The sequence below is a fragment of the Variovorax paradoxus genome (genome assembly GCF_024734665.1).
In the GTDB taxonomy this organism is placed as follows: domain Bacteria; phylum Pseudomonadota; class Gammaproteobacteria; order Burkholderiales; family Burkholderiaceae_C; genus Variovorax.
Genome location: NZ_CP102931.1, coordinates 5,875,605 through 5,897,854, shown reverse-complemented (window position 1 = coordinate 5,897,854; position 22,250 = coordinate 5,875,605). Strand labels below are relative to the sequence as shown.

21 protein-coding genes are annotated in these 22,250 nt (G+C 65.6%); 12 read left to right on the top strand and 9 right to left on the bottom strand.

What is annotated here, in order from left to right; translation table 11 throughout:
• Positions 1 to 47: 47 nt before the first annotated feature.
• Positions 48 to 2,210: a glycosyltransferase family 4 protein gene (locus NWF24_RS27815; RefSeq protein ID WP_258351349.1), complete on the top strand. Its 2,163-nt coding sequence runs from the start codon at positions 48 to 50 to the stop codon at positions 2,208 to 2,210.
• 3 nt (positions 2,211 to 2,213) lie between these two features.
• On the opposite strand, the gene NWF24_RS27810 is transcribed toward NWF24_RS27815, so the two are convergent.
• Genes NWF24_RS27810 through NWF24_RS27800 form a run of 3 tightly spaced genes read right to left on the bottom strand, consistent with a single transcriptional unit; the run spans position 2,214 to position 5,137 of the window.
• Entirely contained in the window at positions 2,214 to 2,915 is a 702-nt protein-coding gene (locus tag NWF24_RS27810; protein WP_258351348.1) for an ABC transporter ATP-binding protein, read from the bottom strand.
• Between the two features lie 3 nt (positions 2,916 to 2,918).
• A complete protein-coding gene (locus NWF24_RS27805) occupies positions 2,919 to 3,686 on the bottom strand; it encodes an ABC transporter permease (protein ID WP_258351347.1) in 768 nt (255 codons plus the stop codon).
• Positions 3,687 to 3,718: 32 nt separating this feature from the next.
• The gene (locus tag NWF24_RS27800) at positions 3,719 to 5,137 is read right to left on the bottom strand and encodes a mannose-1-phosphate guanylyltransferase/mannose-6-phosphate isomerase (protein WP_258351346.1); all 1,419 of its coding nucleotides are present in this window, start codon (positions 5,135 to 5,137) and stop codon (positions 3,719 to 3,721) included.
• 209 nt (positions 5,138 to 5,346) lie between these two features.
• Here NWF24_RS27800 and NWF24_RS27795 point away from each other — a divergent pair, with 209 nt between their 5' ends.
• Positions 5,347 to 7,209, top strand: a complete 1,863-nt coding sequence (locus tag NWF24_RS27795) for a glycosyltransferase family 2 protein (protein WP_258351345.1) — start codon at positions 5,347 to 5,349, stop codon at positions 7,207 to 7,209.
• Positions 7,209 to 8,192, top strand: a complete 984-nt coding sequence (locus tag NWF24_RS27790) for a glycosyltransferase family 2 protein (RefSeq protein ID WP_258351344.1) — start codon at positions 7,209 to 7,211, stop codon at positions 8,190 to 8,192. The genes NWF24_RS27795 and NWF24_RS27790 overlap by 1 nt, the downstream gene beginning before the upstream one ends.
• Before the next feature lies 1 nt (position 8,193).
• On the opposite strand, the gene NWF24_RS27785 is transcribed toward NWF24_RS27790, so the two are convergent.
• Positions 8,194 to 8,940: a glycosyltransferase gene (locus tag NWF24_RS27785; RefSeq protein WP_258351343.1), complete on the bottom strand. Its 747-nt coding sequence runs from the start codon at positions 8,938 to 8,940 to the stop codon at positions 8,194 to 8,196.
• Between the two features lie 45 nt (positions 8,941 to 8,985).
• Between NWF24_RS27785 and NWF24_RS27780 the strand changes: the two genes are divergently transcribed.
• The 4 genes from NWF24_RS27780 (at position 8,986) to NWF24_RS27765 (ending at position 12,769) form a co-directional block, all read left to right on the top strand.
• The gene (locus tag NWF24_RS27780; protein WP_258351342.1) at positions 8,986 to 10,083 is read left to right on the top strand and encodes a glycosyltransferase family 4 protein; all 1,098 of its coding nucleotides are present in this window, start codon (positions 8,986 to 8,988) and stop codon (positions 10,081 to 10,083) included.
• A gap of 56 nt (positions 10,084 to 10,139) precedes the next feature.
• Positions 10,140 to 11,033, top strand: coding sequence for an acetylglutamate kinase (gene argB, locus NWF24_RS27775; protein WP_258351341.1), 894 nt, complete (start codon positions 10,140 to 10,142; stop codon positions 11,031 to 11,033).
• A gap of 65 nt (positions 11,034 to 11,098) precedes the next feature.
• Entirely contained in the window at positions 11,099 to 11,749 is a 651-nt protein-coding gene (gene slmA / locus NWF24_RS27770) for a nucleoid occlusion factor SlmA (RefSeq protein ID WP_093057280.1), read from the top strand.
• A 132-nt stretch (positions 11,750 to 11,881) separates the two neighbouring features.
• A complete protein-coding gene (locus NWF24_RS27765; RefSeq protein WP_258351340.1) occupies positions 11,882 to 12,769 on the top strand; it encodes a DMT family transporter in 888 nt (295 codons plus the stop codon).
• 17 nt (positions 12,770 to 12,786) lie between these two features.
• On the opposite strand, the gene NWF24_RS27760 is transcribed toward NWF24_RS27765, so the two are convergent.
• The 4 genes from NWF24_RS27760 to NWF24_RS27745 are packed head-to-tail and all read right to left on the bottom strand — an operon-like array spanning position 12,787 to position 17,084.
• Positions 12,787 to 13,845, bottom strand: a complete 1,059-nt coding sequence (locus tag NWF24_RS27760) for a malate/lactate/ureidoglycolate dehydrogenase (RefSeq protein WP_258351339.1) — start codon at positions 13,843 to 13,845, stop codon at positions 12,787 to 12,789.
• A 3-nt stretch (positions 13,846 to 13,848) separates the two neighbouring features.
• The gene (locus tag NWF24_RS27755; protein WP_258351338.1) at positions 13,849 to 14,781 is read right to left on the bottom strand and encodes an SMP-30/gluconolactonase/LRE family protein; all 933 of its coding nucleotides are present in this window, start codon (positions 14,779 to 14,781) and stop codon (positions 13,849 to 13,851) included.
• A gap of 30 nt (positions 14,782 to 14,811) precedes the next feature.
• Positions 14,812 to 16,338 carry a UxaA family hydrolase gene (locus tag NWF24_RS27750; protein ID WP_258351337.1) on the bottom strand — a complete coding sequence of 509 codons (1,527 nt, stop codon included), beginning with the start codon at positions 16,336 to 16,338 and terminating at the stop codon, positions 14,812 to 14,814.
• Between the two features lie 29 nt (positions 16,339 to 16,367).
• Positions 16,368 to 17,084, bottom strand: a complete 717-nt coding sequence (locus NWF24_RS27745) for a FadR/GntR family transcriptional regulator (RefSeq protein WP_258351336.1) — start codon at positions 17,082 to 17,084, stop codon at positions 16,368 to 16,370.
• A gap of 134 nt (positions 17,085 to 17,218) precedes the next feature.
• Between NWF24_RS27745 and NWF24_RS27740 the strand changes: the two genes are divergently transcribed.
• Genes NWF24_RS27740 through NWF24_RS27725 form a run of 4 tightly spaced genes read left to right on the top strand, consistent with a single transcriptional unit; the run spans position 17,219 to position 20,452 of the window.
• Complete coding sequence (locus NWF24_RS27740; RefSeq protein WP_258351335.1) at positions 17,219 to 17,953, top strand: SDR family oxidoreductase; 735 nt, start codon at positions 17,219 to 17,221, stop codon at positions 17,951 to 17,953.
• Entirely contained in the window at positions 17,950 to 18,714 is a 765-nt protein-coding gene (locus tag NWF24_RS27735; protein WP_258351334.1) for an SDR family NAD(P)-dependent oxidoreductase, read from the top strand. The genes NWF24_RS27740 and NWF24_RS27735 overlap by 4 nt, the downstream gene beginning before the upstream one ends.
• 31 nt (positions 18,715 to 18,745) lie before the next feature.
• Positions 18,746 to 19,594: a fumarylacetoacetate hydrolase family protein gene (locus tag NWF24_RS27730; RefSeq protein ID WP_093057288.1), complete on the top strand. Its 849-nt coding sequence runs from the start codon at positions 18,746 to 18,748 to the stop codon at positions 19,592 to 19,594.
• A gap of 27 nt (positions 19,595 to 19,621) precedes the next feature.
• Positions 19,622 to 20,452, top strand: a complete 831-nt coding sequence (locus NWF24_RS27725; protein ID WP_258351333.1) for an AraC family transcriptional regulator — start codon at positions 19,622 to 19,624, stop codon at positions 20,450 to 20,452.
• Positions 20,453 to 20,455: 3 nt separating this feature from the next.
• Here NWF24_RS27725 and NWF24_RS27720 read toward each other — a convergent pair whose 3' ends face one another.
• Positions 20,456 to 21,343: a LysR family transcriptional regulator gene (locus tag NWF24_RS27720; protein WP_258351332.1), complete on the bottom strand. Its 888-nt coding sequence runs from the start codon at positions 21,341 to 21,343 to the stop codon at positions 20,456 to 20,458.
• A 114-nt stretch (positions 21,344 to 21,457) separates the two neighbouring features.
• On the opposite strand from NWF24_RS27720, the gene NWF24_RS27715 reads away from it, so the two are divergent.
• Positions 21,458 to 22,216, top strand: a complete 759-nt coding sequence (locus NWF24_RS27715; RefSeq protein ID WP_093057291.1) for an SDR family oxidoreductase — start codon at positions 21,458 to 21,460, stop codon at positions 22,214 to 22,216.
• Positions 22,217 to 22,250: the final 34 nt, after the last annotated feature.

Below are 22,250 nucleotides of genomic sequence, written 5' to 3'. Positions count from 1 at the left end.
ACCCGCCATGATGAAGTTACGTTTGTTAGCGAAATTGCTGTGCCGCTATGCGAAGGCTTGATGTGCTGCGCCGAGCCGCGCGCAAGGTTCCCAAGGCCGCTTACTGGCTGATGACGCCTTGGCGCATGCCGGAACGACTGCAGTTTCTTCGGGAACGCGCTATCCGTGAGGCAAGAGCGCAGTCTCTGAAGCTGTTGTTTGATGAGGAGCACTCACGCCAAAAGGCTCTGCAGCAGGAAGGAGGGGGGACTTTCGTTGCCGCCCTCGATCTTTATAGTGCCGACGACGTCCTCGAAGCCGCGGGTTTGCCTCGAGACCAGGTTTTCTGGCCGCAGACGAACGCCCGGTCAGTCGTAGATCGAAAGAGTGCAGCGCGCTTCTTGATGGATACGCTACGTCAGCGAGGGGATCTTCGTGATCGTTTTCCCTACGTGTTCTCCGCCCCAGGCGGAAATGGCTTTGCCGAATGGCTGCACAGTCGCAACGGACAACAGGCTCTGGAGTTGACCCCCGAGAGCATGCAGCATCTGGTTGCACTTCTTTCGGACGACTTTGCCGAGCGGGCGAGGCAGTTTTTTCTGTCGAATGACGATGTTCGCGCGGTCATGCCACACGGGCTGATGCCGTCGGGCCGACGTGGTCTTTTTCGGTGGTTCATGCAGCACGGGTTGGAAACTGGTGACTTGGCGCTCGAAGAAGTCTGGTGGCTGTTCCTGCAGGCGCAGGAGAACCCGCAAGCCGAGTTGGTGCGGGCCTTTCTGTTTACACCGGGATGGCAGCAGCGCTTCCCTGACGCACTGACAGTTTTTGGCTGGACCCGATTTTCGGCCTGGGTTGCGAATACCTATGGCGCTGACCGGTTTCCGTCGGGCTCGACCGAGATTTCTGGGTTTCCGGAGCCAGCACTGCAAGTGCGTATGGGGTATTTGGCGCAAGCTGCATGGCAGCGTGCACATCCCGATGCATTTTCGAGCGTCGCTGCCGCTCGGGCGTTGCTCGAATGGCTCGCGTCCGGCGCGGAGGGATCCATTGCGCCGGAGGCGCACACGTGGTGTGCCGGGCTCGATATCGACACACTGATCCCCGGCTTGGTTCATGGTGGAGTCAATGTCATTGGCCATTTCTGCTATCCCTCAGGGTTGCGTGTTTCCGTAGAGGCCATGACCGAGGCTATGGCGCGGGTGGGCATTCAGACATCGTTGCGCGATGTCCGGACGGATGCGCGCGATGATCCGCGCCACGTGCGCTTCACTGGACTTGAGTCGGCCGACATTACGATCATCCACGTGCAGCCCGAGCCGTTCTTTGCACGAGCCTACGCCAGGGCGGACCTGGCTGAACGTACGCCACGCACCTATCGCATCGCCTATTGGTACTGGGAATTCGATTCGATACCGCAGTCATGGTGTGCTCACGCTGATCAGGTCGACGAGGTCTGGACTGCGACGGAGTTCATCGCAAGCGGTCTGCGCGAGCAGTTGTCCGTGCCCGTGCGAACACTTTTTCCTGGCGTGACCCTGGCTCCCTTCCAGGTTCGTGATCGCGCGTACTTCAACCTGGATGAGAGGCGCTTCACCTTCCTCTTCACTTTTCACATGGTGAGTGTGATGGAGCGCAAGAACCCGCTCGGACTCATTCGCGCATTCAAGATGGCGTTTCGCGGCGACGAGGCAGTGACGCTGGTGTTGAAGACATCGTTCGGGGATCGGTATCCCGTCCAGTTTCAGGAGTTGTGCGATGCTGCCGCCGATTTCCCGACGATCAAGATCATTGACCAAGTCTTGAGTTCCGACGAGGTGCTTTCGCTCATGAATGCATGTGATGCGTATGTTTCGCTCCATCGCAGCGAAGGACTTGGGTTGACCATGGCTGAAGCGATGCTGATGGGAAAGCCCGTAATTGCAACGGCCTTCTCGGGAAACATGGACTTCATGAACGACGAGAACAGTCTTCTGGTGCCCTACGAGCGGGTGAAGGTCGGCCGGCCTATTCCACCGTACGACGCCGATCTGGAGTGGGCCGAACCTTCGGTCGAACATGCGGCCCGGTTGATGCGCCGCTTGTACGATGATCAGCAATGGGCGCGCGAGATTGGGGCTCGCGGCAAGCAAAGCGCTGAAGTCAATCTGTCGCTCGACGCGGCAGGACGTCGTATTGCCGGGCGCCTTGATGAAATTGGGGCGCTTCGACGGCGTGCGTCGCGTGGGTGACGACTATCGTTCGACTATCCGCCCATGCTCGAGGTGGATCACCCGGTTGCACTCCTTGGCGATCAGATCCGGCGAGTGCGAGGCGAGCACCAGAATGCCGGATTTGGCCACCACGTCCTTCATCCTTTTTTCTGCCTTTTCTGTAAAGGCGGCATCGCCGACGGACAGCCATTCGTCCATCAGCAGGATATCGGCTTCGACGCTGGTCGAGATCGAGAACGCCAAGCGCATCATCATGCCGGTTGAGTAGGTGCGCACGGGCATGTTCACATACTCGCCCAGGCCGCTGAACTCGCAGATGTCAGGTGTGAGCCGGTCGATCTGGCTTTTGCTCATGCCCATCACAAGGCCGCGCAGCATGATGTTCTCCACGCCCGTCGCGTCCATCTCGATGCCCAGCGATGGGTCGATCAGACTGGCGACCGAGCCTTGGCGCGCGAACTCTCCCGAGGACGGCTCATAGACGCCGGCCAGCGTACGCAGCAATGTCGACTTGCCGGCGCCGTTGTGGCCCACCAGACCGAGCCGATCACCGCTCTTGAGCTCGAGGTTGATGCCGCTGAGCGCCTGCACCACTGTCACGCCGGTTTCCTTGCCGAAGCGCCCACCGGTCACGGAGGCTGCAAGCGTTTTCTTTAGGGAGTTGGCGCCAGCGCCATAGATCGGGAAGTTGACGGCGACGTTTTTGAGTGAAATGAATGCCATGGATCAGAGCCAGTAGACGACGCGACGGCGGTACTTCGAGAACAGGAGTGTGGCTGCGGCAAGGCACAGGACCGTCCAGAACAGGATGCCCAGCCAACTGTGGATGTGCGCCACTCCCCCCATCAATGGGGTTCGAAGCAAGTCCAGCATTTGTGCAAACGGGTTCCAGAGTACGTATTTGGCACGTCCAGGAAGACTTTCGGGTAGCCAAAACACTGGCGTGAGGAACATCAGCATCTGCATCACACTGGTGACGATCTGCGTGACGTCGCGGTAGCGGGTGCAGATCAGCCCCAGCAACAGGCCCAGTGCATGCGCGTTGACGATCAGGATGGCGAAGGCCGGCAGCACGAGCAGCACCGACCAGGACAGCGAAATGCCGGCCCAGATCGCCACTGGAATGTAGAGCACGATCTGGTGTGCAAACTGGATCAGATTGCGCGCCAGGCTTCGCCAGACGAACAGGCTGATCGGGAAGTAACCCTGCTTGAGGTAGTTCGACGACCCGACGAAGGCGTTGCAGGCATCGGTCACGATGCTGGAGAAAAAGCCCCAGAAGATGATGCCCAGTGCCAGGTGCGGGAAGAAGCGCGAGAGCTCGGTGCCGAACAGCGAGCTGTACAGCGGCCCCATGCCACCGATCATCACGCCCATGCTCAGGGTGAGCCACATCGGGCCGAGCATGGAGCGGCGATAGCGCAGGACGATGTCGAACCAGGCAAGGGTCCACCAGATATCGGTGCGGCGGGTGCCTTGCCACCAGTCGGACAAGGCGCTTCGGTGAAGATTGGAGTGGACTTGACTCATGTACGGCCGTAAGTGTCTGCGAGGCGGACGATGTCGTCTTCGCCCAGGTAGCCGCCGCACTGGACTTCGATGAGCACGAGCTCCTCGTCGCCAATATTGGTCAGACGGTGTTTTTCCTTCAGGGGAATGTAGCGATACTGGCCTGGAAGCGTCTCATGCTCGGTCTCTCCGATCTGCACGATGCCGCGGCCCTGCACGACTACCCAATGCTCTGCGCGCTGGTGATGGTATTGCAAGGACAGCGCTTCGCCGGGTCTCACGGTGATGCGCTTGACCTTGTAGCCTTCTTCTTCCTTGAGCGAGGCGTATGTGCCCCAGGGACGGTGGACCACCGGCGGCAGGTGCACCGTGTCGTGCTTGCGGGCCTTGAGCACGTCGACGACCTTCTTCACCTTTTGTGCGCTGTCCTTGTGCAGGACCAGCAGCGCGTCGGGCGTGTCGACGATCACGAGGTCGTGAACGCCAACGGTGGCAACGACCTTCGGGCCATAGCTTTCGACCTGCACGTGGGTGCCGGTCGTGTCGAGGGCCACGACGTCGTCAGGAAGCGTGTTGCCGCTGGCGTCTGGCGTCAGCGCGTTGGACACCGCGGGCCACGAGCCCACGTCGCTCCAGCTGAACTTGGCGGGCACCACATGGACATTCGAGGCGCGCTCCAGCACCGCATAGTCGATGCTGATGTCTGGTTGGAGGCCGAACGCATGCAGATCGAAGTTGACGGAGGCACCGGAGGTCTTGGCGGTTTCGAGCGCATGCCTTGCCGCCCTGATCACATCGGGGGCGTGCTTTTCGAGTGCCGCGATGATGGTGTCGGCAGTGAACGCGAACATGCCGCTGTTCCAGTAGTAGCGGCCGGTGGCCAGGTACTTTTGCGCCGTCTCGAGGTCGGGTTTCTCGACGAAGCGCTTGACTGCCTGGCTCTCGCGCGAGACATGCTCGACCTCGATGTAGCCGAAGCCCGTGTCGGGGCTCGTCGGGCTCACGCCGAAAACCACGAGATTGCCCTCTTGCGCCAAGCGGAAGGCCTCGGTCGCACTGGCGACGAAAGCATGTACGTCAGGCACCAAGTGATCGGCCGAGAGAACAAGCATGACGGTGTCGCCGCTGAACTGGCGCGCACATTGAAGCGCTGCCAGCGCGATGGCCGGACCGGTGTTGCGCCCTTTGGGCTCGAGGAGAAAGGTAGTGGTTGGCGGGTCGCTCATCTGCCCGAGCACGTCCTTCGTGAGGAACAGGTGGTCTTTGTTGGTCACAACCATCAGGTCACCGGTCCCGCAAGCCTGTCCGCGCTCGACGGCCTGCTGGAGCAGCGTGGAGTTGCCGATCTTCATGAATGGCTTGGGGAAAGCCTGGCGCGAAGCAGGCCAGAGCCTGGAACCGGCGCCTCCCGAGAGCACCACAGAGAGTAGCCTCATTGTTTTCCTTTAGCTTTTTTAACCGGTCAATTTTACGGGCAGCCTTTCGAGGGCCGGCGTGGAGGTGAAACGGGCGCCGCTGTCCTTTGTTGCGGCTGGTTGCGAAGATAATCCCCTCCCGCGCGGCCGGTGACGCATTGTTTCGGCGCCGCTTTTTCCGGCATTTCTCCCACAAGCTCCGCCTCATCCGCCTCGCGGGTGCGCAATCTATGAAATCTGTCTATCGATTCATCCTCGGCCTGGCCGGACTCTGGCAAGGCCCCGGAATGATGGGGCGCGTGCAGCGGGCATGGCGAATGTTCAAGAGGTCGGGCTGGGCGGGCATTCGCTGGGAACTGGGCAGGCGATTCGGCGGCTACAACGACTATACGAAGTGGGTGCAGCGTTATGACACCCTTACTCCCGAATTGCGCGACAAGATCGCCCAGCGCCTGGCCGCCATGAAAGACCGGCCGCTGATCTCGGTCGTGATGCCCACCTACAACCCCAACCCCGCGTGGCTGCGCGAGGCTATCGAGTCGGTGCGCAGCCAGATCTATCCGAACTGGGAGCTTTGCATCGCCGACGACGCATCGCCTTCGGCCGAGGTGCGCGAGATCCTCAAGTCGTACAGCGAGAGCGACCCGCGCATCAAGGTGGTATTTCGCCCGAAAAATGGTCACATCTCGGCCGCTTCCAACAGTGCGCTGGAACTGGTCTCGGGCTCCTGGGTTGCGCTCATGGACCACGACGATCTGCTGCCGGGCCATGCGCTTTTCTGGGTGGCCGATTGCATCGCGGCCCATCCTGACGTGAAGCTGATCTACTCGGACGAAGACAAGGTCGACGAGGGGGGGCACCGTTTCGGGCCCTACTTCAAGTCCGACTGGAACGTCGATCTCTTCCGCTCGCAGAACATGTTCAGCCATCTGGGCGTGCTCTCGACCGAACTCATGCGTTCAGTCAACGGCTTCCGCGTGGGCATGGAAGGCTCGCAGGACTGGGACCTGGTGCTGCGCTGCATGGAGCGGATACAGCCCAGCCAGATCCAGCACATTCCGCGCGTGCTGTACCACTGGCGCGTGCACGTGGAGAGCACGGCCCGTTCGATGAGCGCCAAGCCCTATGCGGCCATCGCAGGCGAGCGCGCGCTGAACGAGCATTTCATGCGCACCGGCGTGCGCGCCACAGCCGAACACCTCGATTTCGGGTACCGCGTGCATTACGCCTTGCCCGATGTCTTACCGTTGGTTTCCGTGATCATCCCGACGCGCAATGCCTTGCGGCTGACTCGGCAATGCGTCGAATCGATCCTGGAGAAAACCAGCTATTCGAACTACGAAATCATCATCGTCGACAACGGCTCCGACGATCCGGACACGCTGGCGTGGTTCAAGCGCATTGCCACGGAGAAGCCGAATGTCCGCGTGCTCCGCGACGACCGCGATTTCAACTACGCGGCGCTGAACAACGGGGCGGTTGCCTCGGCCAACGGTGAACTGGTGGCGCTGGTCAACAACGACATCGAAGTCATCACGCCGGACTGGCTGAGCGAGATGGTGAGCCTGGCGCTGCAGCCGGGTGTCGGCGCCGTGGGGGCGCGGCTGTGGTTCCCCAACAAGACTCTGCAGCATGCCGGCGTGATCCTGGGCGTGGGGGGCATCGCCGCGCATTCGCACCGCCGCATGCCGATGGGTCGAGAAGGCTACGCGGGCCGCGCGGCACTGATCCAGACGCTCTCCGCGGTCACCGCGGCCTGCCTCGTGATTCAGAAGAGTCATTACCTCGAAGTCGGCGGCCTCGACGAGGTGCACCTGAAGGAATCCTTCAACGACATCGACTTCTGCCTCCGGCTGCGCGAAGCGGGCCTGCGCAACGTCTGGACGCCCTACGCGGAGCTGTTCCACTACGAGTCCGCCACCCGCGCCAAGGATGTCTCGCCTCAGAAGCAGGCACAGTTCCAGGCAGAAGCCGCCTACATGCACCAACGCTGGGGCGCCATCATCCAGAACGACCCGGCTTACAGCCCCAATCTCATGCTGGCCCGCGAAGACTTCAGCTACGCCTGGCCGCCCCGCCTGCCTCCGGTCTGATGGCCCTCGACGTTTCCGTCGCGCTCTGCACTCGCAATGGCGCGCGCTATCTCCCCGAGCAGGTCAGAAGCATCTGCGCGCAGACGCCGTTGCCGCGGGAGATCGTGCTGTCCGACGACGGCTCCACCGATAACACCCTGGCCGTTGTGCGCGACACCCTCGCGCAGTGCGGCGTGGCGGACCAGGTCGCGCTGCGCGTGTTCAACAACACGCCTCCACTGGGCGTCACGCGCAACTTCGAGCAGGCCGTGCGTGCCTGCAGCCATGACCTCATCGCACTGTGCGACCAGGATGACGTCTGGCACCCGGGCCGGCTCGCGCGAATGGTGGCGCAGTTCGAGGCGCGGCCCGACTTGCTGCTGCTGCACACCGACGCGCGCCTTGTCGATGCCGAACTCAAGCCCCTGGGCTCCACGCTCTTCCACGCGCTCGAAGTGCAGCCGGCCGAACTGGCAGCCATCGCGAACGGCGAGGCCTTCGGTGTGCTGCTGCGCCGCAACCTCGTGACCGGCGCCACCACGATGTTCCGCAAGACCCTGCTCGACACGGCGCTGCCGTTCGCGCCGGAGTGGGTGCACGACGAATGGCTGGCCGCTGTGGCGGCAGCCATCGGCCGCGTGGATGTGCTGCCCGAGCCGACCATCGACTACCGCCAGCACGCCAGCAACCAGATCGGCGCACGGCGGCTCTCGCTGTCCGAGAAGATGGCCAAGGCCTTTGCCGAGCGCGGCGACAAGCACGTAGCGCGGCTGCGCCGGGCCGAAGCGCTGCTGCAGCGCCTGCAGCAGCTCGGCGCCCGGGTGCCGGCTGCTTTACTGGAGGCGCAGCGCGCCAAGGTCGCGCACCAGCGGTTCCGGGCCGAGCTTCCGGCGGCGCGCCCCCTGCGTCTGCTGCCGATCCTGATCGAGGCGGCGCGTGGCCGCTATGCGCGGTTCGGCCGCGGCGGGCACGCCATCGCGCAGGACTTGCTCGAACGCGGCTGAGTCAGCTGCGAAGCCGCCAGTACCGCCAGAACGACCCCGACAGCCACACCTTCAGCAGGCTGGTCACGTGCCAGTACAGGTATTTCTTGCTCCGGTGGCTTTCTCGTTGCGCGTCGTGCCGGGCGACCAGGTCTTCGCCGACCTGCAGCTTCCAGCCCGCGAGCCGGGTGCGGGCGCAGATGTCGAAGTCTTCGCCGTACATGAAGAATTTCTCGTCGAAGCCCCCGAGCTGCCGGTAGACCTCGCTGCGAAACAGCATGAACAGCCCCGGAATCCACGCCGGCACCGTCGGCCGCACATAGCCGGGCTTCTTTCTTCCTACGATTTCAAGTGGCGTGAGCATCGCCCGGTGCGGCTCCGGCTCGGCCTTGCCGGGCTCCAGGATGCGCGGCGTGAGCAGCCCGGCGTCGGCCGCGGCCTGCGCGAGCAGCGGCGTCAGCACGTCGCTGTCGAAGCGGATGTCCGGGTTGAGCACCAGGAACCACGGCGTGCCGCAGCGCTCGAAGGCCTGGTTGTGATTGGCACCGAAGCCCTTGGGGCTCGCGTTCTCGATCCGCTCTACCTCGAAGCCCCAGTTGCGGCCAGCGAGCACATCGGGCTCGGGAATGTTCAATGTGAGCAAAACCTTGTCGATGACTTCGCGGCTGTGCCGGTCCAGCTGCTCGAGCAGCGGCAGCACCAGCGCGAGCTGGCCGTGGCTCACGATTGAAATGGTGATCGGGGGGCGGGGGGAGGGGGGCGTGGGCATGGTCTAATTTCGCTCGGGAATTCTAGGGTTCCCCAACCCCCACACATGATTGCTCTGATCGTCATCAGTTTCTTCGTCGCTGCCTTCTCGGTTCAGCTGTTCATGCGCCGCGCGCGCAGGCATGCCCGCCTCTATGGCGCCGATATGCCCCAGCGCTTCCACAAAGGCCACGTGCCGCGCCTGGGCGGTGCGGGCATCCTGCTTGGCATGGGGGTGGCCTGGCTGGCCGCCGGCATCACCGGCACCGATCCGTTCAACGTGTCGTGGCCGGTCAAGACCTCGATGCTCACGCTGCTGTGCATCGCGCCGGCGGTGCTGGGCGGCATTGTCGAAGACGTCACCCAGAACGTGAAGGTGCGCTACCGGCTGGGGCTCACCATCGGCTCGGCGCTGCTCGTGTGCTGGCTGCTGGGGCTGGGCGTGGCGCGCACCGGCTTCGAGACGGTCGACGGCTGGCTGGCGATGATTCCCTATGCCACCGTGCTGTTCGCAGCCCTGGCCATCGGCGGCCTGCCGCATGCCTTCAACATCATCGACGGCTACAACGGGCTCGCGGGCACGGTCGCCGTGCTGGTCTGCCTGGCCATTTCCCACGTGGCGCTGCAGGTGGGCGACCGGCAACTGGCGGCCATGGTGATCTGCCTGGTCGGTGCCACCTTCGGCTTCCTGGTCTGGAACTACCCGCGCGGCAAGATCTTCGCCGGCGACGGCGGGGCCTACGTCTGGGGCATGGTGATTGCCGTGGCCTGCGTGACGCTGGTGCAGCGGCACCGCGTGGTGTCGCCCTGGTTCCCGATGCTGCTGCTGATCTACCCGGTGTGGGAAACGCTGTTCTCCATCTACCGCAAGCTGGCGCGTGGCCAGTCGCCCGGCACGGCCGATGCGCTGCATTTCCACCAGCTGATCTTCCGCCGCATCGTGCGCGTGGCTTTCGCGGACGACGAGGCCCGGCAATTGCTGGCGCGCAACAACCGCACCTCGCCGTACCTCTGGATGTTTGCCGCGCTGTCGGTGGTGCCGGCCGTGCTGTTCTGGAACAACACGATCGTGCTGATGTTCTTCTGCCTGCTGTTCGTCACCACCTATGTGGGTGCATACCTGATGATCGTGCGCTTCAAGGTGCCCCGCTGGTTGCGCCCCTGACGACATCTTTCTTTGCGAGAATTTCCCCTGTCCTTCGCTTTGGAGCCTGACCGCCCATGACCGACCCCGTCCTCAACATCCCCCCGCGCGACAAGGCCGAGATCCTGGCCCAGGCGTTGCCGTACATCCGCAAGTTCCACGGCAAGACCATCGTCATCAAGTACGGCGGCAATGCCATGACCGATCCGGCGCTGCAGGCCGACTTTGCCGAAGACGTGGTGCTGCTCAAGCTGGTTGGCATGAACCCGGTGGTGGTGCACGGCGGCGGTCCGCAGATCGAGGCGGCGCTCAATCGCCTGGGCAAAAAGGGCAGTTTCATCCAGGGCATGCGCGTTACCGACGCCGAGACCATGGAGGTCGTCGAATGGGTGCTGGCCGGTGAGGTGCAGCAGGACATCGTGGGCCTGATCAACCAGGCCGGCGGCAAGGCGGTGGGCCTCACGGGGCGCGACGGCGGCCTGATCCGCGCGCAGAAGCTCAAGCTGGCCGACCGCGCCGATCCCAACGTGCACCATGACGTGGGCCAGGTCGGCGACATCGTCTCCATCGACCCCAGCGTGGTGAAGGCGCTGCAGGACGACGCCTTCATCCCCGTCGTAAGCCCCATCGGCTTCGGCGAGGACAACGAAAGCTACAACATCAACGCCGACGTCGTGGCTGGCAAGCTGGCCACCGTGCTCAAGGCCGAGAAGCTCATGCTCCTGACCAACACGCCCGGCGTGCTCGACAAGAACGGCAAGCTGCTCACCAACCTGAGCGCGCGAGAAATCGATGACCTGTTCGCCGACGGCACCATCTCAGGCGGCATGCTGCCCAAGATCGAAGGCGCGCTCGACGCGGCCAAGAGCGGCGTGAATGCGGTGCACATCATCGACGGCCGGGTGCCGCACGCGATGCTGCTGGAGATCCTGACCGACCAGGCCTACGGGACGATGATCCGCGCCCGCTGAACGGGTGGGCGCGTGCTCACTGCGCTGTGCGAGAATCAATTGATTACATCTTTGCACGCGCTCCCATGCAGAACGAAGAGACGACCAGTGCTTCCGGCGTAGAGACCCCCGCGGACACGCTCACTCCCCCGGCGCGCAAGCGCCCGAAGCCGGGTGAGCGGCGCGTGCAGATCCTGCAGGCGCTCGCCGCCATGCTCGAGCAGCCCGGTGCCGAGCGGGTCACCACCGCCGCGCTGGCCGCCCGGCTCGAAGTGAGCGAGGCCGCGCTTTATCGCCATTTCGCCAGCAAGGCCCAGATGTTCGAGGGCCTGATCGATTTCATCGAGCAGAGCGTCTTCACGCTGGTCAACCAGATCCTCGAGCGCGAGGGCGCCACCGGTGCCCAGCAGGCCGCCAAGATCCTCACGCTGCTGGTCCAGTTCGCCGAGCGCAACCCCGGCATGACCCGCGTCATGGTGGGCGACGCGCTGGTCTACGAAAACGAACGCCTGCAGCAGCGTATGAACCAGTTCTTCGACAAGATCGAAGCCACGCTGCGCCAGGTGCTGCGTGGGGCCGCCGCGGCCGACGGCTCGGCCACGCCCAGCGTCGACGCCCAGGTGCGCGCAGCGGCGCTCACGGCCTTCGTGGTGGGCCAGCTGCAGCGCTTTGCGCGCTCGGGTTTCCGCCGCGCGCCTTCCGAACACCTCGAAGCCACGATCGCCTTGATCGTTTGATTCGTCCTCGCCCCTTCCGGGGGGCGTCGACCGGCTCGCCTTGAGTCTTCGAGCGGGGTAGCATCAACTCGCCCCTTGCCGCCGGGCCTCGGTGGCAAGCCAATGTTTGCGCAGTTCCTCGACGGAGGGCGCATGCCCGATGACGCGCGCGACACCCGGCAGCCCACGCTGCAGACGATCCTCCTCACGGCGGTGGCCATGCTCGCGTTCGCGGCCAATTCGCTGCTGTGCCGGCTCGCGCTGCAGCACAAAGGCATTGATGCAGCGAGCTTCGGCAGCGTCAGGCTCGTGGCGGGAGCGCTCATGCTGGGGCTCATCGTGCGGTTCAGGGCGCAGCCGTCGGCCACGTCCGCCCGCGTCGACTGGCTGGCCGCCGTCATGCTGTTCGGCTATGTCGCGTTCTTTTCCTTCGCCTACCTCAGCCTGCCCGCAGGCACGGGCGCGCTGATCCTGTTCAGCGCGGTCCAGCTGACGATGTTCGGCGTGGGCTTGCGCTCCGGCGGCGAGCGCTTCGGGGCTCTCGCGTGGTTCGGCTTCGTCCTGGCGGCGAGCGGACTCGTCTACCTGGTGTCTCCTGGCATCGCCGCGCCGCCGCTTCTCGGCGCCGTGCTGATGGCGATCGCGGGTGTGGCGTGGGGCGTGTATTCCTTGCGTGGCCGTGGGGTGGCTGACCCGCTGGCCGCCACGGCACGCAACTTCACGCGGGCCGTACCGCTTGCCTTGGCGTTGAGCCTGGTGTTTGCTGCCAGCGCTCGCGTGGACGCGACCGGCCTTGTGCTTGCCGTGGCTTCCGGCGCGTTGACTTCGGGCCTCGGCTACGTGGTCTGGTATGCGGCGCTGAGCCGCCTTTCGGCCATGCGCGCGGCCACCGTGCAGCTGTCGGTGCCGCTGCTGGCCGCGTTCGGCGGCGTGCTGTTCCTGTCGGAGGCGATCACGCCGCGGCTGGCGGCTGCTTCGGTGGCAATTCTGGGAGGCATCGCGCTGGTGCTGAGCCAGAAGTCGCGAAGTGCCCGCCGATAGCTATCAGCGCCAAAGCCCTACGCGACGGCCACGCCTACCTTGGCTCCCGCCGCGACGATTTCTCCCCACGTCGCGTCGTCCACCCAGATCCCGTCCTTGCGCCGTGCCGCGCGCGCCTTGCGCTCCGGTTCGCCGGCAATCTGCACTTCGTCGAAGCCTTGCATCGGCGGGCTCTGCCGCAGCCAGTCGACGAACTCCCGCGCCTCTTCGTCGAAGGACTTCTGCGTGCCCAGACGCGCCGGGTCGATCAGCACAGTCAGCATGCCGTTCAACACCGTGCGCGCCGTGTCCGCCGGCCGGTGCCACGTGCCACCGCCAGTGAGCGCACCGCCGAGCAGCTCGCACGCCACCGCCATCCCGTAGCCCTTGTGCTCACCGAAAGTCATGAGCGCGCCGAAGAGCCCGTTGCCCTGCGGCACCACCACCACGCCCGGGTCGTTGGTCGGCGCGCCGTTCTCGTCGATGAGGTAGCCGTCGGGCACGCGCTCGCCCTTGTTGTGCGCCACGCGCATCTTTCCCTGTGCCACGCGGCTGGTTGCGTAGTCGAGCACGAAGGGTTCGGCGCCAGCCAGTGGAATGCCGATGCAGCACGGGTTGGTGCCAAAGCGCCCGTCGCCGCCGCCCCAGGGCGCGACCACTGGGCGCGACAGCACGTTGACGAAGTGCATGGTCACCAGCCCCTGGGCCGTCGCCATTTCCGCGAAGTGCCCGATGCGCCCCAGGTGGTGCGCGTGCGAGAGCGTGAAGATGCAGCTGCCGTGCTGCTTCGCCCGCGCAATGCCGAGCTCCATCGCTTGCACGCCGACGATCTGCCCATAGCCGTGCTGGCCGTCCAGGCCCATCAGCGTGCCGATGTCGAGGTTGACGCGCACGGCAGCATTCGGCTTCAGCCCGCCCTCGGCCACTGCATCGACGTAGCGCGGCAACATGCCCACGCCGTGCGAATCATGGCCGCTCAGGTTCGCCAGCACGAGGTTGGCAGCCACCTGTTGCGCTTCGGCCGGCGAACTGCCCGCGGCCTCGAGGATGCGGGCAACGGTGGCTTGCAGGCCGTTGGCCTCCAGTGTTCTGGACATGGATCAGACTCCCTTCGCGTTCAGCGTGATGGCATAGAGCGACGTGGTCGCGCAGATGAAAAGGCGGTTGAGCTTGGGCCCGCCGAAGCAGACGTTGGCCACGCGCTCGGGGATCAGGATCTTGCCGAGCAGCGTGCCGTCGGGGTGGTAGGCGTGCACGCCGTCGAGCGCGCTGGTCCAGATGCGGCCTTCGGTGTCGAGCCGGAAGCCGTCGAACAGTCCGTTGGTGCACTCGGCGAATACCTCGCCGCCGTCAAGTCTCCTGGCATAGGGGCCGACACTGAAGCGGCGGATGTGCCGCGGCCCGTCCGCCGCGTGGCTCGCACCCGTGTCGGCGATGTACAGCGTCGATTCGTCGGGCGAGAACGCCAGGCCGTTGGGCTTCACGAAATCGTCGGCCATGCGTTCGACCTCGCCGCTCGCCGGGTCGATGCGATAGACATGGCAGGCACCGATCTCGCTGTCTGCCTTCAGACCTTCGTAGTCGGAGAGGATGCCGTAGCTCGGGTCGGTGAACCACACGGCCCCGTCCGAATGCACGACCACGTCGTTTGGCGAATTGAGCCGCTTGCCCTGCCATTGCGAGGCCAGCACGGTGATCGTGCCGTCATGCTCGGTGCGCGTCACGCGTCGCGTGAGGTGCTCGCAGCTCACGAGCCGGCCCTGGCGGTCGACCGTGTTGCCGTTCGTGTTGTTCGACGGCTCGCGGAACACGCCGACCGTGCTGTTGACCTCGTCGTAGCGCAGCATGCGGTTGTTCGGAATGTCCGACCACACCAGCGTGCGGTGCGCCGCAAACCAGGCGGGGCCTTCGCACCAGCGCGCGCCGGTCCACAGCCGCTGCACGCGTTCGGGGCCGGGAATGCAAGACTTGAAGCGAGGGTCTCGGTGCTCGAAGCCGGTGCCCTCGAGAAAGCCGAAGGGGAGGTTGGCCATGTCGTTCCTTGCCGATGGATTCACATCACGTCACATCACCGCGCCGACCTGCCACGGCACGAACTCGTTCTGCCCGTAGCCATGCTGCTCGCTCTTCGACTGCGCGCCCGAAGCGGTGGCCAGCACCAGCTCGAAGATGCGCTGGCCCATCTCCTGGATCGACGCCGTGCCGTCCACGATCTCGCCGCAGTTGATGTCCATGTCTTCTTCCTGCCGCTGCCACAGCGCGGAGTTGGTCGCGAGCTTGAGCGAGGGGGAGGGCGCGCAGCCATACGCCGAGCCGCGCCCGGTCGTGAAGCAGATCAGGTTGGCGCCGCCGGCCACCTGGCCCGTGGCGCTCACCGGGTCGTAGCCCGGCGTGTCCATGTAGACGAAGCCATGCGCGGTGACGGGCTCTGCGTATTCGTACACCGCCTCGAGGTTGCTGGTGCCGCCCTTGGCCACCGCGCCCAGTGACTTCTCGAGAATGGTCGTGAGCCCGCCCGCCTTGTTGCCCGGCGAGGGGTTGTTGTTCATCTCGCCTTCATTGATGGCGGTGTAGTGCTCCCACCACTTGATGCGGTCCACCAGCTTCTGGCCCACTTCGCGCTTCACCGCGCGGCGCGTCAGCAGGTGCTCGGCACCGTACACCTCGGGCGTCTCGCTGAGGATGGCCGTGCCGCCATGCGCCACCAGCAGGTCGACCGCTGCGCCAAGCGCCGGGTTGGCGCTGATGCCCGAGTAGCCGTCGGAGCCGCCGCACTGCAGCCCGATGGTGATGTGCGCCGCGCTGCACGGCTCGCGCTTCGCCGCGTTGGCGCGCGGCAGCATCTCGTTGATGAGTGCCACGCCCTTTTCGACCGTCTTGCGGGTGCCGCCCGTGTCCTGGATGTTGAAGGTGCGAAAGTTCTCGCCCTCGGCCAGGTGGCCGGTCGCGAGCCAGGCGTTGATCTGGTTGGCCTCGCAGCCGAGCCCGACCACCAGCACGCCCGCAAAGTTGGGGTGCGTGGCGTAACCTGTGAGCGTGCGCTCCAGGATCTGCATGCCCATACCCTGCGTGTCCATGCCGCAGCCGGTGCCGTGCGTGAGCGCGACGATGCCGTCCACGTTCGGAAATGCCGCGAGTGCTTGCGGATTGGTCTTGCGCGAGAAGTGGTCCGCAATGGCGCGCGCGGCCGTGGCCGAGCAGTTCACGCTGGTCAGCACGCCGATGTAGTTGCGCGTGGCCACGCGGCCGTCGGCGCGCTTGATGCCCATGAAGGTGGCTTCGCGCTTCGCGGGGGCGGGCTTCACGTCGGCGCCGAAGGCGTAGTCGCGTTCGAAGTCTCCCTTGTCCGGGCCCATGTTCAGGTTCTGCGTATGCACGTGCTCGCCGGCGGCGATGGGCTTGCTCGCGAAACCGATGATCTGGTTGTAGCGCCGCACCGGCTCGCCCTGGGCGATGTCGCGCATCGCGATCTTGTGGCCCGGCGGAATCAGGCCGCGCACGGCCACGCCTTCGACGACGGTGCCGCCGAGCAGTTGCGAGCGCGCGATGACGACGTCATCGGCGGGGTGGAGTCGGATGTAGGGGGTCATCGTGGTGCCTGTCGGCGCTTGTTTGTTTGTCAGGAGGTCTTCGCGCGGCGCCAGCTCGCGCTGAATCTCTGGTGGAACTTGTCCATGTGCTCGTGCATTGCCTCGCGCGCCGCGGCCGGGTCGCGCGCTGCGATGGCGTCGAGGATGGCTTCGTGCTCGCCGATGGCGGCCTGCCACGAGTCCATGGTCTCGAAGTAATCGATCATCCGCGCAAAGATCGGCCCGTGGCGCGACTCCAGGAAGCCCTGCACCGTCTCGGTCAGCACCACGTTGCCGCAGGCATTGACGATGGCCAGGTGGAAGGCGCGATCGCCCTCGTGCGGTACTTCGCTGCGCGCGGCCAGCTCTCGCATCATCTGGATGGCGCGGCGTATGGCGTCCACGTCCTTGCGCTTGCCGTACTGGGCCGCCGTGGCGGCGGTCTCGCCTTCGACCAGGCGGCGCGCGCGGATGATTTCGAGCGGCCCCCACTCGGCGCCAGCCGCTCCGTTGACGGGCGGCGCCGTGCGGTGCGAGCGGTCGAGCACGTACACGCCCGAGCCGGTGCGGATCTCGACCCAGCCTTCCACCTCCAGCGCAATCAGCGCCTCGCGCACCGAGGGTCGGCTCACGCCCAGCTGCTTGGCCAGATCGCGCTCGGCCGGAATGCGCGCGCCCACCGCGAACTCGCCCTTGCCGATGAGCTCGCGCAACTGTTCGGCAATCTGGCGGTAGAGGCGCTGGGGTTCGAGGGGCTGGATCGGCACGGGAGCGAAAAAAGGAGGTCGAGGGGCTTAAGGGTTGTCCTGAATTGGACAAGTGGTAAGGCCAATTCAGAATACGATACACCGCCCGCGCCATCATCGGGCCTAACCCGAAGACACGACCAGAGGAGACACCGATGAGATTGCAGGGAAAGACCGCGCTGGTCACCGCCGCCGGCCAGGGCATCGGCTACGCCAGCGTGCTGGCCATGGCCGCCGAGGGCGCGCAGGTCTGGGCCACCGACGTCAACGAGAAGCTGCTCGAACGCTACGCGGGCGTGCCCAACGTCACCGCGCTCAAGCTCGACGTGCTCGACAAGGCCGCCATCGGCGCGGTGGTGGCGAAGCTGCCCGCGCTCGACGTCCTCTTCAACTGCGCGGGCGTGGTGCACAACGGCACCATCGAGCAGGCCACCGACGACGAGCTGCTCTTCGCCTTCAGCCTCAACGTGCGCGCCCAGATGTGGACCATCCAGGCCGTGCTGCCCGGCATGCTGGCGGCGGGGCGCGGCAGCATCATCAACATGGCGAGCGTGTGCTCCAGCATGAAGGGCCTGCCCAACCGCTTTGTCTACGGCACCACCAAGGCCGCGGTGCTGGGCCTCACCAAGAGCGTGGCGGCCGACTACGTGGCCCGGGGCATCCGCTGCAATGCCGTGTGCCCGGGCACGGTCGATACGCCCTCGCTCGGCGACCGCATCAACGCCAATGCCGACCCCGAAGCCGCGCGCAAGGCCTTCATCGCGCGCCAGCCCATGGGCCGGCTCGCGCAGGCCGAGGAAATCGCGCCGGTGGTGGTGTTCCTGGCCAGCGACGAATCGGTCTTCGCCACGGGCCAGGCCTTCACCGTCGACGGCGGCGTTACCATATGAACCAGCTCGACTTCAAGGGCCGCCACGCGGTCGTCACCGGCGGCGCCACGGGGCTCGGCTTCGGCATTGCGCAGCGGCTCGTGGCCTCGGGCGGCAGCGTCACGCTGTGGGACCGCGATGAAGACGCCGCCGCGAAGGCGGCAGAGTCACTCGGCGAGAAGGCCTTTGCACTGAAGGTCGACGTGTCGCAGCAGCCCTCTGTCGCCAAGGCCGTGGCCGCGACGCTGGCGCACGCGCCGCGCATCGACGCGCTGATCAACAGCGCCGGCATCACAGGCCCCAACACCAAGCTGTGGGACTACCCCGTGGACGACTGGCGCCAGGTGATGGACGTCAACGTCAACGGCGTGTTCCTGTGCTGCCGCGAGGTGGTTGTGCAGATGCGCAAGCAGGGCACCGGCGGTAGCGGTGGCTATGGCCGCATCGTCAACATCGCCTCGGTGGCCGGCAAGGACGGCAACCCCAACGCCAGCGCCTACAGCGCGAGCAAGGCGGCCGTCATCGGCTTGACCAAGTCGCTCGGCAAGGAACTGGCCGACACCGGCATCCGCGTGAACTGCGTGACGCCCGCGGCGGTGAAGACGGCCATCTTCGACCAGATGACGCCCGAGCACATCGCCTTCATGCTCTCGAAGATTCCCATGGGCCGCTTCGGCACGGTGGAGGAGGTGGCTGCGATGGTCGGCTGGCTCTGCACCGAAGATTGTTCGTTCTCTACCGGCGCTGTGTTCGACCTCTCCGGTGGCCGCTCCACGTACTGATCAATTCAATTCAATGCACTGAAAGGAAAGCATGAAACTCGTCCGCTATGGCAACCCCGGCAAGGAAAAGCCCGGCCTCATCGACGACAAGGGCCAGCTGCGCGACCTGAGCGCCGTCGTCAAGGACATCGGCCCCGAGCAACTGGGCGATGCTGCCATTGCCAAGCTGCGCAAGCAGAAGATCGACAAGCTGCCGCTGGTCAAGGGCAAGCCGCGCTTCGGCAGCCCCGTGGCCAACGTCGGCAAGTTCATCGCCATCGGCCTGAACTATGCGGACCACGCGGCCGAATCCGGCCTGCCGGTGCCCAAGGAGCCCGTGGTGTTCACCAAGGCCAACAGCTGCATCCAGGGCCCGAACGATCCGGTGATGCTGCCCAAGGGCTCGGTCAAGACCGACTGGGAAGTCGAGCTCGGCGTGGTCATCGGCACGCGCGCACGCTACGTGTCGCAAAAGAGCGCGCTCGACTACGTGGCCGGCTACTGCACCATCAACGACATCAGCGAGCGCGAATACCAGATCGAGCGCGGCGGCACCTGGGACAAGGGCAAGGGCTGCGACACCTTCGGCCCGCTCGGCCCCTGGCTGGTGACGCGCGACGAAATCGAGAATCCGCAGAAGCTCTCGATGTGGCTCGACCTGAACGGCCAGCGCGTGCAGACCGGCAGCACCAAGACCATGATCTTCAGCGTGGCCAAGATCGTGAGCTACGTGAGCCAGTTCATGACGCTGATGCCCGGCGATGTCATCACCACCGGCACGCCGCCCGGCGTGGGCATGGGCATGAAGCCGCCGCTGTTCCTCAAGAAGGGCGACGTGATGACGCTGGGCATCGAAGGCCTGGGCGAGCAGCGCCAGGAAGTGATTCCGTTCAAGCTCTGAACGCGGTTCTCTGAGATCATCCGGCGGATGCAGACGCCGCCGGACCATCGCTCGCAGGTTTTCGGAACGCCCTGGGAGGGCGTCCATGGCACCGCGATGGACAGTGCCCGCCACTACGGCCGGCACTGGCATTCGACCTACGGCGTCGGCCTGCTCGACCATGGCGCGCAAAGCTCGGCCAGCGGTCGCGGCAAGGTCGATGCCTATGCCGGCGACCTGATCACCACCAACCCTGGCGAAGTGCACGACGGCCGACCGCTCGGCGGCCCGTCGCGGCGTTGGCGCATGGTGTATTTCGATGTGTCAGTGATGGCGGGCATGCTGGGCGGCGCTGCGATGGACGGCAGCGTTGAATTCACACGGCCCGTGCTCAAGGACTTGCGGCTGGTCCAAACACTGCGCCGTCTGTTCACCCATCTCGACGATTGGCGTAACCGCGCCGCGAGCACCTCTGCAAGCGCCGAAGCCCTCGCCTGCGAAGAGTCGCTGGTCGAAGTCTGCGGCCTGCTGCTTGGAGGCCATTCCACCGCCGTGCCGCAGCCCGAGATCGACGGCGACGTGCGGCTGGTGCGCGAGCGCATCGCCGACGACCTGCTCGCTGCGCCCACGCTCGACGAACTCGCCGCGATGGCCGGCCTCGGCAAGTTCCAGCTGCTGCGTCGTTTCCAGAAGGCCTACGGCGTGCCGCCCCACGCATGGCTGTTGCTGCAGCGTGCCGAACGCGCACGCGCCTTGATCCGCCGCGGCACGAGCCTCGCGGACACCGCCGCTGCAAGCGGCTTCGCGGACCAGAGCCACATGACGCGCATCTTCACGCGCCACTTCGGTTTCACGCCCGGCGCCTGGCAGCGGGCGTAGCGTTCAGCGCAACACGCGGATCAGCTCGTCATACACCAGCCGCACGCGCGCCGGCACAGGCGCTCGTTGCGAGCGGTACACGTAGATCGGCCACGGCTCGGGCGCCTCGGCCTCCAGCACCGACACCAGCGCGCCGCGCTCGATCCAGGGCTCGGCCAGCGAGCCGATCAGCTGGGCGAAGCCCAGGCCCGCGAGCACCGCGGCGCACTCGGTGTCGAAGTCGTCGGTGACGAAGGCTGGCGAGGTCACGGCCAGCTGGCGCTCCTTGCGGAACATCATCGGCCAGGGACGGCCCGACTTGCGGTCGATCAATGCGGTGAGCGGCAGCGAGGCCAGCGCCTCGATCTTCTTCGGCACGCCGGTGCGCGCGATCAGCGAGGGCGCGGCCACCACGTGCAGCGCCATCCGGCCGACCGGCCGCGCGACGAAGCGGGCATCGCGCAGCGGGCCCACGCGCACGCCGATGTCGATCTGCTCGCCGACCACGTCGGCATGCGACTCCGAGACGCGCAGGTCGAGCACCAGGCCCGGATGCGCGGCGAGCATCGGCGCCAGTGCCCGCGGGATGAGCTGGCGCCCGAAGATGCCCGGCGCCGTGACCCGCACCGTGCCCTCGTGCTGCGACAGTGCGCGGCGGTCGGTGCGATGGAAGAGTTCGTCGACTCCGCTCAGGGCGGTGCGCGCCCGCTCCGAGAGCTGCCGGCCGAAGTCGGTGAGCTGCACGCCGCGCGTGCTGCGGTGGAAGAGGGGCTCGCCCAGCTCGTCTTCCAGCTCGCGCACCGCGCGCGTCACCACCTGCGGTGATACCGAAAGCCGCGCCGCCGCGTCGCGGAAGTTGGCGGCATCGGCGGCGGCGCAGAACACGCGCAGGGCTTCGAGACGGTTGGACATGGTGTTGAGGGTTCCTCTTTCAGGAATTCTGAAGTCGCCAGAGTTTCATTTACGGGAACACGAGGATTTTCCACACTGGAGGCACTTCTTCCACACACCCGAAAGGAATTTCCCATGACATCCGTTCAAGACAACATCAAAGGCAAGGTCGCCATCGTCACCGGCGCGAGCAGCGGGCTCGGCGAATCGACGGCGCGCCACCTGGCCGCGCGCGGTGCAAAGGTAGTGCTGGCCGCCCGCCGCACCGACCGGCTCGACAAGGTCGTCGCCGAGATCCGCGAAGCCGGCGGCGAGGCCATCGCCGTGGCCACCGACGTGGCCAAGCGCGCCGACCTCGACAAGCTCGCCGCCGCCACCGTCGAGGCCTTCGGCCGCATCGACGTGCTGGTCAACAACGCGGGCGTGATGCCGCTGTCGCCCCTCGACAAGCTCAAGGTCGACGAGTGGGACCGCACCATCGACGTCAACATCAAGGGCGTGCTCTACGGCATTGCCGCCGTGCTGCCGCGCATGCAGGCGCAGGGCAGCGGGCACATCGTCAACGTCGCATCCATTGCCGGGCTGAAGGTGTTCACGCCCATCGGCACCGTCTACAGCGCAACCAAGCACGCGGTGCGCGCCATCTCCGAAGGCCTGCGCGTGGAAGTGGGCAACAGCGGCGTGCGCGTGACCATCGTGTCGCCCGGCGCGGTCGAGTCGGAGCTGAAGTTCGGCAGCAGCGATGCCGAGTCTGCTGCGGGCGTGAAAGCGTTCTACGACGCCAACCAGATCCCGTCCGATTCGGTGGCGCGCGCCATCGTCTACGCGGTGGAGCAGCCGGCCAACGTGGACATCAACGAAGTCGTGCTGCGGCCGGTGTCGCAGGAGTTCTGAAGAGAGCTTCCGGAGGGGTAGGGATGGGGCCGAT